Source organism: Terriglobales bacterium, from assembly GCA_035764005.1.
Classification (GTDB): Bacteria; Acidobacteriota; Terriglobia; order Terriglobales; family Acidobacteriaceae; genus Gp1-AA112.
This window is the reverse complement of record DASTZZ010000021.1, coordinates 66,369-82,518: the sequence shown is the minus strand read 5'-3', so window position 1 is coordinate 82,518 and position 16,150 is coordinate 66,369. Positions and strand designations below refer to the sequence as shown.

Annotated in this window: 8 protein-coding genes; 3 read left to right on the top strand and 5 right to left on the bottom strand. The window is 55.8% G+C overall.

Annotated features, from left to right (window positions below; genetic code table 11):
* Nucleotides 1-246: 246 nt before the first annotated feature.
* The 4 genes from VFU50_03635 to VFU50_03620 all read right to left on the bottom strand — a co-directional run bounded on the left by VFU50_03635 (nt 247) and on the right by VFU50_03620 (nt 7,234).
* Nucleotides 247-2,682, bottom strand: coding sequence for an ABC transporter permease (locus VFU50_03635; GenBank protein ID HEU5231928.1), 2,436 nt, complete (start codon nt 2,680-2,682; stop codon nt 247-249).
* A gap of 157 nt (nt 2,683-2,839) precedes the next feature.
* Nucleotides 2,840-4,639 carry a CRTAC1 family protein gene (locus VFU50_03630; protein HEU5231927.1) on the bottom strand — a complete coding sequence of 600 codons (1,800 nt, stop codon included), beginning with the start codon at nt 4,637-4,639 and terminating at the stop codon, nt 2,840-2,842.
* Nucleotides 4,640-4,697: 58 nt separating this feature from the next.
* On the bottom strand, nt 4,698-6,542 hold the full coding sequence (locus VFU50_03625) for a tetratricopeptide repeat protein (GenBank protein HEU5231926.1): 1,845 nt from the start codon (nt 6,540-6,542) through the stop codon (nt 4,698-4,700).
* Nucleotides 6,539-7,234, bottom strand: a complete 696-nt coding sequence (locus tag VFU50_03620; GenBank protein HEU5231925.1) for a redoxin family protein — start codon at nt 7,232-7,234, stop codon at nt 6,539-6,541. Before VFU50_03620 ends, VFU50_03625 begins: the two co-directional genes overlap by 4 nt.
* Before the next feature lie 79 nt (nt 7,235-7,313).
* Here VFU50_03620 and VFU50_03615 point away from each other — a divergent pair, with 79 nt between their 5' ends.
* Nucleotides 7,314-9,017, top strand: coding sequence for a tetratricopeptide repeat protein (locus tag VFU50_03615; protein ID HEU5231924.1), 1,704 nt, complete (start codon nt 7,314-7,316; stop codon nt 9,015-9,017).
* Nucleotides 9,018-9,158: 141 nt separating this feature from the next.
* On the opposite strand, the gene VFU50_03610 is transcribed toward VFU50_03615, so the two are convergent.
* Nucleotides 9,159-10,421 (bottom strand): helix-turn-helix domain-containing protein, encoded by a 1,263-nt coding sequence (locus tag VFU50_03610; protein ID HEU5231923.1) that lies wholly within the window; start codon nt 10,419-10,421, stop codon nt 9,159-9,161.
* Nucleotides 10,422-10,724: 303 nt separating this feature from the next.
* On the opposite strand from VFU50_03610, the gene VFU50_03605 reads away from it, so the two are divergent.
* Together VFU50_03605 and VFU50_03600 are read left to right on the top strand one after the other, a co-directional pair.
* A complete protein-coding gene (locus VFU50_03605) occupies nt 10,725-14,408 on the top strand; it encodes a TonB-dependent receptor (GenBank protein HEU5231922.1) in 3,684 nt (1,227 codons plus the stop codon).
* An 85-nt stretch (nt 14,409-14,493) separates the two neighbouring features.
* Nucleotides 14,494-16,146, top strand: coding sequence for a multiheme c-type cytochrome (locus tag VFU50_03600; protein ID HEU5231921.1), 1,653 nt, complete (start codon nt 14,494-14,496; stop codon nt 16,144-16,146).
* The last annotated feature ends 4 nt before the right edge of the window (nt 16,147-16,150 follow it).

Sequence of the window (16,150 nt, the reverse complement as noted above, 5' to 3'; positions counted from 1 at the left end):
TCCAGGCAATCAGCAGCTCTCATGAGCGGTGGACCGCTGCTCTGGTTAGATGCAGGTTGACGCATGCATTTACGGCAGTTTGCGTCATGAGCCGTCGTCAGCGCTGGATGGACAGAACCGCCGCCGGTAAGCGGTAGGGCAGCCGCGTGTGTTGCGGCTGCGCTTTTCCAAAATCCGTACTGTATCGTGCCGCCCGGAGTTCGCCGTCTGGCGGTCTCCGACCACTAGCTACCGCCGGCAGTTCTGTTAGTTGTCGCGCAACGTCTCCATCGGATTCAGATTGGCTGCGCGGCGGGCCGGGAGATAGCTGGCAATAAGAACCACAAACGCCAGCAGAACGGATGTGCTCAGCAGCGTGCCTGGATTGTAGAGGCTAACCTGATACAGCATCGTCGAAAGTGCCCGTCCGGCGACGAAAGTTACGAAAATTCCAATCAAAGACCCGATCAGCGCCAATTGCACACCGCTCCTGACCACCATCGTCAAGACATCGGAGCGCTGTGCGCCCAGAGCCATGCGCACCCCAATCTCGCGCACGCGCATTCTCACCATGTAAGTGACCACGCCATACAGCCCCAGTACTGCGAGGAACAGCGACAGTGCGGCGAATGAAGAGAGCAGTATCACCAGGAAGCGTCGGCTCACCAAAGAGCTGTCTACCCACTCTTCCATCGTCTGCGGTTCGTAGATCGGCTGATTCGGGTCAACGGCGTGAACGGCATTCGCAATTGCTCCGGTTAGCTGTTCCGGATGGGAAAGCTGCGTGCGTACCACTACCGAGGCGCTCGTGTCCGGACTCTGCGCGAGGTTCAAGTAGTTAATGCCTTCGCTGGTATCAGAATCGAGCGAAGAGACGCGCGCGTGCTTCACCAGACCGACGATGGTGTAGGAATCCTTGCTGCCGAAGTTCAGATGCTGGCCGAGCGGGTCCTGATTTGGGAAATATTGCTTGGCAAGTGTTTCGTCGATGATGACCACCTTCTGCGTCGTCGGACGATCTTCGGTTGTGAATTCGCGCCCACGAATTACCGGAATACGCAGAGTGCGGAAGTAGTCGGCGGAGACTGCGCGAATGATGGCGTGCGGGCCCGGATCTCCCGGACCGGTCGGACGTCCTTCGATTTGGAAGGAAGCTGATCCGCCTTCGTTCGTAAACGGCAACGAGTCGGCGATGGCAGCGTCGGTCACGCCGGGAATGTTCTTGATTTGATCGAATAGCGCCGTATAGAACGCGGCCTGCTTCTCATCTGTGCCGTAGACGCTCCGCGGCAGCGAGACGCGCGCCGAAATGAGGCCTTGCGGATCGAATCCGGTCTCTACCTGCTCGACTTTGCGCAAACTCGTGACCAGCAGGCCGGCGCTGACCAGAAGCAGCATCGCGACTGCAATCTCGCAGACGACGAGAGCTGAGCGCAGGCGCTGACGCGCGCGGTTTCCCGTATCGGAACGTCCGTTGTCGCGCAGAGCTTGCACCCATTTGAAGCGCGTCATCTGCCAGGCTGGAGCGCTGCCGCATAGCAATACTGCGATGATCGCGACGGCAGCAACGAAGAGCAGGACTGGAGTCTCCAGGTGTACCTGAATGTTGCGGACGAGATTCTCCGGCGCCAGCAGAAGCAGAAGCGGGATCACGGTTTCAGCGAGAAATACGCCGAGCACTAGGCCGCCGCAGGCGAGAAGGAAGCTTTCGAGGAACGCTTGTGCGATCAGCCGTCCACTAGGCGCTCCGAGTGCAACGCGGATCGAGTTCTCACGTTCGCGATCGGAGGCGCGGGCAAGCTGCAATCCTGCGATGTTCAATGACGCAATCAGCAGGACCAAAGCCACCGCTCCCAGCAGCAGGTACAACGGCTGACGCAAGTCTCCGGCAACATAGTCGATCAGAGGCATCGAGAACATGCCCCAGCCCGCGCGTCGCGCGAAGCTGTTGGCGCCTTCGCGTTCAATCTCTTCCTGAGCGCGCGTGTTCAGGTAGGCGTTCGCCTCATTGACGGTCACGCCCGGACGCAGGCGCGCGATACCAAAAAGGTTTTCATTGAAGCGGTCATTCGGATCGAAGAATCGGCCGGGAGGCATTGCCAGCGGAGTCCAGAATTCTGCGTCGTTGGGCCAACCGAATTCGGGCCCCATCACGCCGATCACTTCATAACTCTGCTGGTTCAGTTGCAGCTTGCGGCCGACGATGTTTGGGTCTCCTCCGAATCGCTTCTTCCACGTTTGATACGAGAGGACAACCGAGTAGTTCGCGTTGGGCTGATCGTCTTCGAGACGGAAGTTGCGGCCGAGATACGGCTTGACCTGGAACACGTCGAACCATTGCCATGAGACGCGGGCGGCCTGCAGGCGGATCGGTTGAGAGTCTGATCCGGTGTAGTTGAAGCTGCCCGGCATCATGATCGCCGCGGAGGAGAACACTTTGCGTCCTTCCAGTGAATCCTGGAAGTCCGGAGCGGAGATGCTTATGTTGCTCAGGCCACCGAGCGTGTATCGCGCTCTCAGCGCAACCAGTCCCTGCGGGTTGTGGAGTCCACTCGGATTCAGCAGGACTGCATTCATCACGCTGAACACCGCGACGTTCGCTCCAATGCCGAAGGCCAGCGTTAAAACGGCAGTGGTCGTGAAGGCGGGAGACTTGCGCAGTTGGCGAAATGCGTACCGAAGTTCCTGCAGGAGTTTGTCCACGAGCGCTCCTCGAGTTTGATTTGGATACGGCAGTGGGACTCGAAATGTTCAGTACGGCACGCTGGTAGCCAACGGCAGGAGCCTCGATGTTCAGACGTTGCAGGGATTTAGCGGCTAGTGGCGCGGGTCAACAGCGTTCGCCTTCGACGCACGATGTTCATTTGCGAACAGTCGATCGAGACGAGATTCGCGACCGCGCAGGTGTTGATTTACTCGCCGCTGGATTTTTGGTCACCACCGCGGTACCGCTGCCTTCTTTGACAGTATTGATGGCGTCGGCCTTCGCGTCGAAGGTCTCAACCAATCCGCTCGGCCAGCGGATTTCGAGCGAATCGATCTTCGCAGCCGAACCGAGCCCGAAATGTACGCGCATATCGTTAGATGAGCTGTAGCTCGAGCCGCTGCGAACTTCATCGACGAAGGCGCGTCCGCCAGCTTTCACTGTGATGCGCGCGCCGATCCCGTCGCGATTCGATTTTGTCCCGATCGTCTTTATTGCGATCCAATGATTGGGATACGACATCTGGTTGACAAGCAGGCTCGGCGCATCGCCGATATTGACGATCACGGCAGAAATCTTGCCGTTGTTCCACAGATCTCCGATAGCGAGCCCACGGCCTGAGGCGCGTCGCGGGATCGCTGGACCGGCGCGGTCCGAAACATCGTCGAATGTCCCCTTGCCGCTGTTGTGATACAGAATGCGCGGTTCGCGATACTCCGAGCCCAGCTTGAACTGATCGACCTCCGGATATACGTGGCCGTTGACCAGCAGCAGATCGGGCCAGCCGTCGTTGTCGAAATCCAGAAACATCGTTCCCCAACCGAGATACTGTGTGTGCAATCCGATGCCGGATGCATAAGTGGCATCGGTGAACGTTCCATCGCCGTTGTTGTGGTACAGCGTGGAGCTGTCGTCGGAGAAGTTCGTCTTGAAGATATCGAGGCGGCCATCGCCATCGTAGTCGGCGACAGTGGAACCCATCCCCGCCTGCTCGCGTCCGTCTTCGTTGAAGGCTGCGCCTGCGACTACCGCAACATCCGTGAACGTTCCGTCGTGGTTGTTGCGATAGAGAATGCTCGGGGTGCTGTCGCACGCGACGTAGATATCGGGCCAGCCGTCGTTGTCGAAATCAAGCGTCGACACGCTGAAAGAGTAATGTCCGGTAGTCTTTTCGATTCCAGCTTTCTTGCTGACGTCTTCAAATTTGCCGTTCCCAAGATTGTGATAGAGAACGTTGGGCGCACTCTTTAGTCCGCGCGGACCGCACATGACGGGGACGCCTTTCCACATGCATGAAGTGCCCTGTCCGGGAGCAGGCGTGTTGGCCAAGTCGAAATCGACGTAGTTCGAGACCATCAGATCAAGTTGGCCGTCACGGTCGTAATCGACGAATGCACAGCCGGTGCCCCACTGTTTCCCGTTTCCGGAAACCCCTGCGGCTTCAGCTGTTTCCTTGAATGTTCCGTTGCCTTCATTGTGATAGAGCCGATTCTTGCCGTAATAAGTAACGTAGAGATCATCGAAGCCGTCGTTGTCGTAGTCGCCCGCGCAGACGCCTTGTCCCCACCCGCTGGAGCGCAGGCCGGCTTTGTCGGTCACATCCGTGAAGGTGCCGTCATGATTGTTGTGAAAGAGATGATTGGTGGGAGCAGGCGTTCCAGGCTGAGCATCGAGCGTGGTGCCGTTGACGATGAAGATGTCGGGCCAGCCATCGTTGTCATAATCGAAGATGGCGACGCCGCTGCCGGTCGTCTCGATGATGTACTTCTTGGTGTTCTTGTCACCTGAAACAATTTCGAACTTCAGGCCGGCTTTCTCGGCCACATCCTCGAAGTCCGCGACTTGCGGTTTTGCTGCTTGAGTCGGGCCGGGAACGCTCAAATTCGTGTTCTGGGCAGGGGAAAACTGCCCCAGTAGCAGGCAAAATCCGAGGACAATCGCCGCGAAGGACTGCAAAAGTCGCTCAAAGGTTCGTATGAGAAGCCGAAAATTGATTCGCAAACGATTCAAAGTACTAATGAGAACTCATCTCCTGCTGTAATTCTTGCAGGTTTTCGCGCGCAAGGTGATGGTTTGGATTAATCTCAAGGGCTCGTTCAAAGTGCAGTTTGGCTTCAGAAAGCTGTCCCACTTGCGCCAAAGCGCTGCCCAAGTTCGTCTGCGCATTTGCGTCTTCCGGGTTTATCTCTACCGCAGCGCGAAATTGGGCAACGGCATGCGGGAAATCTCCTCGCATAGCGAGGACATTTCCCAGATTGTAGTGCGCGTCAAAATAACTGGGACGCGACTTCAGCGCGGTCATGAGCCGCTGAATAGCTTCATCGAGTCTGCCGGCCGACATCAATGCGCCAGCATATGCATTATTTGCCAAGGCATCTTCGGGTCTGATTTGTAGCGCTTTCGCATACTGTGGGAGGGCTTCTGCCACATTTCCCCGGGCCTGAAGCAGGGCAGCGAGGTTGTAACGAGCCTCGAAATTCGCAGGATTTTTGTCTAAATCGTGGCGTGCCAGCGCTTCCTGGAGCAGACGGCGTGGATCTTCGCTGTTTCCTGCTTGTTTGTGCGGCAAAACTTGAAGCCAAAGATGCGCCATTTCATCACTGGACCGGTTGCCCGCGGTTACACGTTGCGGCGGATGGTTGGGATTTGCGATGTTGTCCTCCGAGTTGTCGTACACATAACGCATGGAAATGGTGGTTCCTTTGGGGAGAGCCACAGGCCTCTCGTACCGATAAACCGCCTGCCAATTCAAATTCCACTGCTTGATGTGAATCAAGTCCTTCCTGGTTCCGTTTGGAAAAATGGCGAATGCGTCAAGATCCTTACCCAGATAGTGTGCGTGAGGATAGATCGCGAGCAGGTCCGCATCGATTGGAAGCTTGAAATCGTCTCCCACGAGGAAACGTTTCGCTCCTGGCGGGATGTCCAGCGCGGCATCATTTTCCATCTGAAGCAGCATTGGATGGAGCGTTGCCGGCTTGTCGGTAAAGTAAAGTGCCACGCTGGGCTGCACCATTTCAGGCTTTCCCGACGGCTGCAGATGCGTGTTGAGAACCAGATCGGTGCCTTTGTCGAGCCTCAGCGACATGCCTTCGGGATACACATAAGGCACAGTTCCCGGTTTCCAAAACAGGAAATGGCTGTCTGGATCGAAGGCTTCCGACTCGATTCTCAAATCCATTCCGGCGAATCCTGCGCCCCCTTCGTGTTCCATTTGGCGCGCAGCTTCCATGCGATCTACCAAAATATTGGCGTGATGGACAATGCGCTTGTCTCCCGGACGTATTTCAACCGCCCTCAACCAGTGCGTTTCACTGATGGGGACGCGCAGAATGAAATTCCAATATTGATCCGTACCGCTCGCAGGCAGAGCAAACGCGCGGTCGGCGCTCACGACCATATCCGGTTTTCCTATTTGCCAATCGGATGCGAACTTCGGTTGCGGAGGTAAATCCGCCGAGTTGCCTTCGAGTTCTCCTCCATCGACCCACTTTCGAATGGTCAAAATTTGCGCAGAAGTGAGGCTGCGCTCGTCGGCAAATTTGTACGGACCGGGCTCCGGCAGCCATGGAGGCATGTACTTCGACGCAGTGACAGTGGCAATTTGTCTTGCGTGCTTCTTCACCTGCTCGTAGTTCAGCAATGGGAAAGGGCCAGCTTCTCCCGGACGGTGGCAAACCGAGCAGTTTGCGAAGATAATCGGCGCGATGTCTCGGTTGAACGTGATTTGTTGGGCGGCGGTAGCTGGCGATCGACTCTCATGCTCAGAAACTACCGGGTGTGTAACGATACCCAATGTGGTGAGTGAGAATGCGCAGACTGCTCCCATGTCTAAGATCAGACGCAGATTTCTTCTCATTGTAGGTCCGAAATGAAACATCCGATGGCCTGTGTCTCAGCGACTGCGATCGGCTTACCTTCTATGGCTGCTTGAATTGCGTCTTCAAGATCGTGGGTTGTGGGCTGTGGACGAGCATGCCCGAAGCCCTGAAACCAATTATCGATTCGTCCGCGATAAACGAGGCGGGAGTTCGCATTGAAAACCGCAGCTTCCGGCGTGATCTGTGCGTGCGCGAGCTTGACCAACGCGTGTTCGGGATCCCGAACCGCAGAAATTTGCTTGTAGTTATAGTCGTGCAGATACCGTTTAATCGCCGCTGCGGATTCTGCTTTGTCGGGATAAACCAGCCAGAATGTCGCTTTTTCCGCGTACCGCGCCCGGAGTTTCTGTAAGGTCGGTGCGTACCGATTCGAAATAGGGCAATCAGTTCTGACGAATATCAGGACGTTCGTCCTTCCATGAGCAGCTTGCGCCAGATCAATCCTGTTGCCGGAAAGATCAATCGCCTTTAACTGCGCAGTGGCCGTGCTCGTCACCAGCAACACGATTGCGTATACCATGGGGATAAATGAGTTCGCTGCAAGATCACGCTTGAAAAACACGGAGAACGTCAAATCCTGTGGAATCGAGGTTCCAGAAAGTATCCCGCAGTCTGCTTTGGAATGGAAGGCGCGCAGCGCCTTAGCATTGAAATAATCCTTCTTTTGCACGTAAGCTAACAAATACTTCTACTTAGCCTCCGTGGTCCTACTTTTCCAGCGAAATCGTGTCAAGACAATCTGTCGTTACATGCTTCTAAGCAGCGTCATTTGCTGTTTATCACTGGCCCAGACCAGCACATCGCCTGACATGAAAGCCTATGAGAGTGGGCTCAAGGCCATGGACCAAGGCAAGATTGCAGACGCAGAAGCTGCTTTTCAGCAGGCGATCAAAGCGAATCCCCGCAATGCCGACGCGCAGAATGCACTGGCACAGACCCTCCTAAAGGAAGGGAAGATCGACAAAGCGATTGTCCACTTTGAGGCTGTAACTCGTTTGCGGCCAAGTCTGGCTATCGCTCACATGTATCTTGGGCAAGCCTTCTTACAAAACGGCAAGGTGGGCGAAGCGGTCGCGGAACTGCGGACCACGGTTCGCCTTGCTCCACAGCAGCCGCAGGCGCACGAAGCTTTAGCCCGTGCGCTGAGCGCACAGAACAGAATCACCGATGCGATTGCGGAGATGAAGATCGCGCTGCAGCTCGCACCGAGCACCATCGAAATTCACGATGAACTCGGCTCGCTGCTGGCTCAGAACCGGCAATTCAAGCTCGCTGAAGACGAATTTGAGGTAGTGCTGCGAATCAATCCGAAGTACGAACCAGCGTTGCTTCATTTAGGTGTTGCTTATTTGAATGATGAAAAGCGGGCAGAAGCTACAACCCTTTTGCAGCAGGCGACGCAAATTGCGCCTGATGATGGTTTACCTCATTACTATCTCGGGACAATTTGTGAAGCGGAGCAGAAGCAAGAGGCTGCTCTGGAGGAATATCAGGCCGCGGCCAAGGTGTTGCCGAACTTTCTGCCGCTGCGAACTCGCCTTGGCCTGCTTGCGCAACGAGCCGGCGATATGCCGACAGCGATTGAATCCTTTCGTGTCGTCGCGACTGCTGAGCCGGAAAATCCCAGCGCCCGCAACGATCTGGGGCTTGCCTTGGCTCAAACTGCGCAAGCGGAAGAAGCGATCAAAGAGTTTCAAGCTGCAATTGCGCTCGCCCCGAAAGATAGCAGCTACCGTAACAACCTTGGCGCGGTGTATCTACAGAAGTCCGACTTTGATTCGGCAATCGAGCAGTATAAGCAAGGAATAGCAATCACACCGAACAATGCCGAACTCCACTACAACTTGGGACTCGCCTACAAGCTGAAGGATGACCTCGCGAAGTCAATCACAGAACTGCAGAAAAGCGTAGAGCTGGATTCGCAGCTTCCTGATCCGCACTACACGTTGGGAATTATTTATTGGCAGACTGGGAAGTTCGACGAGGCGATCACTGAGCTACGCGATGTCGTCCGTATGAAGCCGGATTATGCGGAGGCATACTACACGCTCGGAACTGTGTACAAGCAGGCAGGCAAACTGGCTGAATCGGTCCAGGCGCTTCACCAGGCTCTGCGCCTGCAGCCTGACTTTGCCGGTGCCCACACGACGCTCGCTGCAGTGCTGCGGCAGCAGGGTGACACGGCGGGGGCGGAAGTTGAAGCGAAACTTGGAGCTGAGATGGTGCAGCAAAAAATGACGCGCCAGGCTGCAGTCTTCGATACCAATTCGGGAATGCGTCTGATGAATGTCGGCGACGTAGAGGGGGCGATTTCACAGTTTGAGGCCGGCATCAAGGCAGATTCCTCGTACGCTCCCGCCCACCAGCAGCTAGCCGCTGCGCTCGCGCGCAGGGGAGATAAAGCGGGATCAGAGAAACAGTTAGAGATTGCGCGGAAGTTGGTGGAGAAATAGAGGGGCGGGAACAGGTTACAGGGAATAGGGAGAAGCCAAGCTTCTCGCGGCTGCGAAGCCCCTGTTCCCTGTCCCCTGTAACCTTCCCCCTATTCTTCATCCCCTGTTCCCTGTGCCCTGTAACCTGTCCCCTGTTCTTCTCTACTGCTGCTTCCTCAACGCCACCAGCTCACTCTCAATCGGCACACCGCGCGTGACTTTCACATGAAGGACGGCTTCAAATGGTTCCGGTTCTCCGTTCGGTGAAACTGCAAGCCGCAGCAACAGTTGCTCAACCGAACTTTGGCGGCAGACGAACTCGACTGCTGCTTGCGTGCCCAGCGTAGTCGTGCCTGCAAGAATCATCACTGATCGTGCCGGATTCAATCCGCGCTCGAGTGCAATGACTGAGTAGTCGTCGCTAAGAGTCAGATTGTTCGGTGTGCCGAAGAAGACGCGCTGCTCATCGGCCTCCGGATGAACATTCACGATACCCAGATCGCCTTTGCGTGGTCCGGAAGTCATGCGTTGAAACACGAACTCCTGCGTGCTTGGAATATCACGCAAAGTCAGGTTCTCCGCCGGCGATCCAACAAAGATCAGATTGTTGTTCTTAACGTCGTCGAGAGAGAGCAGGCTGCCGCGCTTCACCAGGATCTGACGATGGAGCTGAGCAAAGACGCCATCAAGCTGGTGAATCGCCAAAACCTCGCCCACTCCGGTGTAGTGATCGAGAACTTTGGCGTTTACATCGCGTACAGGATCGCGATAGCGCATGCCCGTCTCGGGACGTCCAACGAAGGCTGCGTTGCTGAAGATTACCCATGGCTCGTCAGAGCTGGACGCGAACGCCTTCCAGAAGACGCGAAACGCCGGCGGGGAGTCGTTCTCTGCTGCCTGTGCCGACGCGCCGCGGCTGAAAGAGGCTCGTTGCAGTAGCAGCAGCACGATTGCTCCTGCCAACAGCAGAGAGAGCACGAACACCGCCGCAGCCCACTTATTCTTTTCCCGGTCCGACTCCTGAAGAACTCGTGAAGGCGCAGCCGCAGCGATAGTGCGTTTCTCCACGTTTGCTGGAGCGCGATGAATCTCCAGAGCGTACGACCCTTTCGGCAGTTCAACCTGGAGCACGTCGCCGACACCTTCCGTGTGGTAATACTCCTGCAATTTCTGGCGAAGTCTGCCGACCTGCACTCGCACGGTCGAGTCGGCCTGAGGGTCGAAGGCTGCCGGCCGCCCGAAAACTTCGGTCGCGATCTGATATTCCTTAAGGTGGGTTCCCGGATGCTGAACGGTATGCCGAGCGAGATAACGGAGCAGTCGGCACAGGGATTCCGAATTCTGTAGGACGCTGCTGGTCGCAATCTTCTCGACTTCAGTCAGAAGCTGATCTTTTTCCGTGACAGACACCGAGTTACTGGACATTGCAAAATGTAAGTAACAAAGCGTAACAGGCTGAAAAATCGACTGCAAGCAGAAGAAACACTGAGACGTAACCGTTTCATCGTACCTGGAAACTTCCCAAGTCTTGACATCGTTGCTTGACCTCAACTAACTTCCGGCGGCAAAGCAGAACTCTGCTCTAAAACTGCGCCTCGAGCGCGACGCTCTCGCTTTCGATGGGGATCTTTTGCGAGGGCGAAATTAATCCGAGCTTCAGACGTGAAGCTCAATTCGGCGGCTGGCGAACCCAGCGGCCTTCTCCAGGCAAGCGAGGTCAAAACCAAAATGAAGCGTGCGAGATTTGCCTCCTTATTCTTCCTCTTACTCGGTCTTTTGCTTCTGCTGCCGTTGCAGAGCTTCGGTCAGGCCGTGTACGGGTCGATCTTCGGAACAGTGACCGATCCTTCGGGAGCGGTAATTCCCAACGCGAAGGTGACGGTAACGGATGTTCGCAAGGGAACGTCGGACGTTTTCACGACCAACGAATCGGGAAATTACAGCGCTACTCACCTGATTCCTGACATCTACACGGTCAAGATCGAAGCGCAGGGATTCACTACCGCGCAGTCAGACAATATTCAAGTGTCCGCTGACACTGGAGCGCACTTCGATGCTTCATTAAAGACTGGCGCACAGACGGAAACTGTCCAGGTAACGGCAGAGGCGCCACAGCTCAAGACGGACAGGTCCGATGTCGCGATTGAGTTCAACGACCGGTACGTCGAGCAACTGCCGGTGTTCAACCGCAACTTCACTGAGTTCGAGCTGCTGTCTCCGGGAACGCAAAAGCTGGTCGGCTGGAGTCACGCTTCCACGGAAAATCCACAAGGCTCGCAGCAGATTTACGTGAATGGTCAGCATTTCAGCGGTACCGGGTACGAGCTGGATGGAACGGATAATCAGGATCCTATTCTCGGAATCATCGTGATCAATCCGAACCTCGATGCGATTACGGAAGCCAAGGTCGCACTGCAGAACTATGACGCAGAATTTGGCAAGGCCGTCGCGGGTATCGTCACGGTGCAGACCAAGTCGGGCAGCAATGATATGCATGGCAGCGGCTTCTACTTCCGCCGCAGCGATGCCAACCAGGCCCGCGATCCATTCACGCAGTTTGCGCCTGATCCGATTACCGGCAGGTTCCTTCCTCGTTCGCGCTGGCAGCAGTTCGGAGCAACGATTGGTGGTCCGATCATCAAAGATAAGCTCTTCTACTTCGGCGATTATCAGGGAACCCGACAGACAAGCGGTATTACTAACCAGCTCACCGTACCAACGGCGACGGTGCTGAGTTCCTGCACGACTGGGCCATTCTGCAACTTATCGCAGTATGCTTCCGTAATTGGGAATGGCACGCCGGGAGATCCGAGCAACTTTATTTACGATCCCGCGACGGGAGATCCGGTAACTGGAGCTGGTCGCTCTGTGTTCTGCGGTTCACAAGGTAGCGTCGCTCCAGGAGCATGTTCGCCGGCGAATGCAAATCAAATTCCGATTGGCCGACTCTCGCCACAAGCGATCAACATTCTCAAGCTGTTCCCCTCACCAACCGGCAGCGGGATTCAGAACAACTTCATCGCCTCCGGCAGCGGCCCATTTAATGCCAACTCGTTCGATACCCGCATCGATTACGATGCGACAGCGTCGACCCAGGTGTTCGGGCGCTTCAGCGTGGCTCGTTTTAATCTGAGCGGCAAGGGCTCGCTCGGTGCTCTCGGCGGAGTAGGAACCGGTCTGAACGGTCTGGCGGGCAGCTCGATTACGCACAACTACAGTCTTGCTTCCGGCTTCACTAAGACCTTCAGTGGTACGTTGCTGACGGACTTCCGCTTTGGTTGGTTCAAGTACAACCCCACCACACACAAGCCAGACGAGGGCACGACGCCTGCCAAGGACTTCGGAATTCCAAACGTGAATATGGGCACCGTCTTCACGTCAGGGTTGCCGAGCTTTGAAGACGTTGGTCCGATCTCCAGCTTTGGTGATGGTCTAAATGTCGGGCGTTGCAATTGTCCTCTGGTCGAGAGCGAACAGCAGTTCCAATTCGTGAATAACTGGACCAAGATCAACGGCAACCACCAGTTCAAGTTCGGCGCCGATATTCGCTATGCAATGAATCTTCGCGTTCCGAGTGACGCAGATCGTGCCGGGGACTTCCACTTCCGTTCTGGTCCTACATCGAATGCTGGAGTTGGCGGTCTCGGTTTTGCCAGCTTCCTGCTCGGTGACGTGCAGGAGATGAACCGATTCGTGAGCCCAACCACGAACGCGGCCGAGCGCCAGAAGCGCTGGTTCTTCTACGGTCAGGACACTTGGCGCGCAACCAACAAGCTGACTGTGAACTATGGCCTGCGCTGGGAGATTTACTTCCCAGAGTCGGTAAACGGAAAAGGCAACGGCGGATTTGCCAATCCGGTGGAAGGAATTATTCGTATCGCTGGTTATGGACCGTATGGTTTGAACGGCAATATCGATAACAGCTGGAAGGCATTTGCTCCGCGACTCGGTGTCGCGTATCAGTTCACTCCCAAAACGGTACTCCGCATGGGATACGGACGCAGCTTCGATATCGGAGTATTCGGGTCGAACTTTGGACACGCTGTCACCCAAAACCTTCCCGTTCTGGTCAACCAGGATGTGCTCGCGAACAACAATGGTCTGGCCGTAAACAACAACTCGTTCTTCCCGGCGTTTACCCTAACCGCTGGGCCTCCAGTGTTCACGTTCCCACCGATCCCGTCCAATGGCGTGCTGCCTTTGGGAGGTCCTGCGGGCAATGTCCAACCGAGAATGCGTCCAACGTTCCAACGCCTGCCCACTCTTGACGCGTGGAACGTGACTCTGCAGAGACAGGTCACGAATAACACGAGCGTTGAAGTGGCGTACGTTGCAAACAAGGGGACTCATGGGTTTGCGGGCAATGGTCCGGCATATGACCTGAACCCCGTAGCGTTTGGTCCGGGTGCTGCAATTGTGACAACTGCAGGAACAGCGCCTTCGTTCACTCCTACAACGCCTGCGGACCAACGGCGCCCATATTTCGGTAAGTTCACTTATCCCGGATTTGTAGACCCAACCACCGGCAAAACGCTCACCTGCTGCGCGGGGGGCATCATGGGCAATTATTTCGGCAATGATGCCAGCAGCAACTACGAATCATTCCAGGCGCGCGTTGATCACCGATTCAGTCATGGTCTGCAGTTCCAAGCTGACTACACGTATTCGCACGCGAACAACTTCAGCAACGATCTTGGAGACATCTATGCCGTGGATCCGCGCTTGAGTTATGGTCCGGATGATTTCAACCGCGATCACGTGTTCATCTTCAACGCCGTTTACGACCTGCCGTTTGGACGAGGAAAGACGTTTGGCTCCGACATCAATCGCGCTGCTGATCTGATCATCGGCGGATGGCAGCTCACGAATACGACGAACTGGAGCAGCGGTTTGCCCTGGACACCATCAGCCGGCGAATGCGGACAAGTGAACGATACCGGTCCGTGCTTGCCCAACATCAAAGGCTCGTTTTCTGTGGGGGCAGGCTCATTCAACCCGATCACACACCAAGTGGTGTACTTCACACCTGTGTCCGGATTGGCCTACCCTGCATCCTCGTTGACAGTAGGTACGGATACCTGCTCCCTGCCGCGTCCGACATCGGGACCGTTCTCGCTGCCGGCTTGTGGAACCGACGGAAACGTGGGTCGGAACTCGTTCTTCGGTCCAAGAAGTTTCTTCGACAATATGTCCCTTGCGAAGAATTTCCACGTAACCGAACGAGTGAACGCTCAGTTCCGCGTAGATGCGTACAACGTGTTTAACCACCCGGTGTACGGCTTCAGCGCGCAGGATTTTGGCGCTACCGGCGGAACCTGCATCGACTGCGGCGGGAATAACGGCAAGATCGTTGATATCCAGAACGGTTCGACAATGAGACAATTGCAGTTTGGAGTAAAGCTCGCCTTCTAGTTGGCAGAAAGAAGTTGCCTTGGGCTCGTTCTACAAGGGAGCGGTCATCCGCTCCCTTTTTTATTTGCGAGAACAGTTTCACCGCGTGGGAACGGTAGCACTCTGCCTATGGCTGGTGGTTGCGCTGCAAGCGGCTTTAGGCGCCGCCGCGCTGGGCCAAAGCTCCCTAACGCAATTCGAACGCGATTACGGCAAGTGTGCGATGTGCCATGCAACGCTCGTCGACAGCTACTCCAAGACCGCAATGGCGCACGCCAGTGGACTCGCTTCCGACTCTCCAATCACCGGCAGTTTTTATCATCCCCAGTCTCGGGTGAAGTATGAGGTGTACGGTCGTGATGGCAAGCTGTGGCTGAGCTTCAGTCGAGCTGAGGATCCAAAGCTGGAAGGCAAACGGGAACTGCTCTACTACATAGGTTCCGGCACTTTAAAAGGGCGAACTTATCTTTTCTCGCAAGACGGCTTCCTGTTTGAATCTCCCATCAACTGGTATGCCCAGCAACGTGTCTGGGATATGACTCCGAATTATGGAGCGACGCGTGAAGCTCCGCTGAACCTGCCTGCGTTTCCTGAATGTTTGAATTGCCATTCCAGCGGCATGCAGGCTCCGATTGCGGGAACAGCCAATCATTATCCGATTCCGCCGTTTACGCACGCTGGGATCAGTTGCGAGCGCTGTCACGGTGACGCAGCGAATCATGTGGCGCGCGGCGAGAAGATGCTGCAGATCTCGCGTCTTCCTGTTGAGCGGCAAGAGCAGATCTGCATGCAGTGTCACTTGGAAGGCGATGTGGCTGTCGAACGTCCGCACCAGCACGCGTATAACTTTCACGCGGGGCAAAATCTTTTGGATTTCGTGCGCTACTTTGTTTTTGCTGACAAAGGAGAAGGACGCGCCGTGAGTCAGTTCGAAGCCCTGGCGCAGAGCGCTTGTAAGCGCGCATCGCGCGATAAGATGACCTGCACTACGTGTCACGACCCGCACTTCACGCCCGAGGCTTCGAAGAAGGTTGAATACTTCCGTGCAAAATGTCTGAACTGCCATGGGGAGCAATTCGCCGAGAAGCATCATCCGGAAAGCCGCGATTGCGTGAGTTGCCACATGCCAAGCCTTGCAACGAAAGATATCAGTCATACACAGGCGACGGATCATCGCATTCTCCGCGTTGCTTCCGCGCACACTGATGGAACGCAAACGCTGGAAATGACGCTGCGCCCATTTCCCGAAAGAAAGGCTGGAGCGGAAGATGATCCTCGCGATCTCGGGTTGGCATATGAAACCCTGGCGGAGCGAGGAGATGCGACCGCGGCGACGAAAGCTGATAGCTTCCTGCAGCTTGCACTTCAGCGCGACAAGACTGACGCTCCGGTTCTCGCAGCTCTCGGATATGACGCGCAGCTTCGCGGCGACGCAGCTAAAGCTCGCGAATACTATGAAGAAGCTTTGCACTACGACGAAGATTCGGCGGAAGCGGCCACCAATCTGGGAGTGATAGAGGCGCGGGAAGGCCGTCTGCGCGATTCGGTCGCTCTGTGGACGAAAGTATTCGAACTTTCGCCATGGCGCAGCAGCGTTGGCATAAACATTGCGATGGGCTACTGCGCCGCCGAACGCTATGATCGTGCAAAGTTCTATGTCGAGCGAGTGCTGGAGTTCAATCCTGATTTCGGGCTGGGCAGATCGCTACTCTCGCAACTCAATTCTGCGTCGCCGAGTTGTTCGCTAGAACGCAAATGAGTCA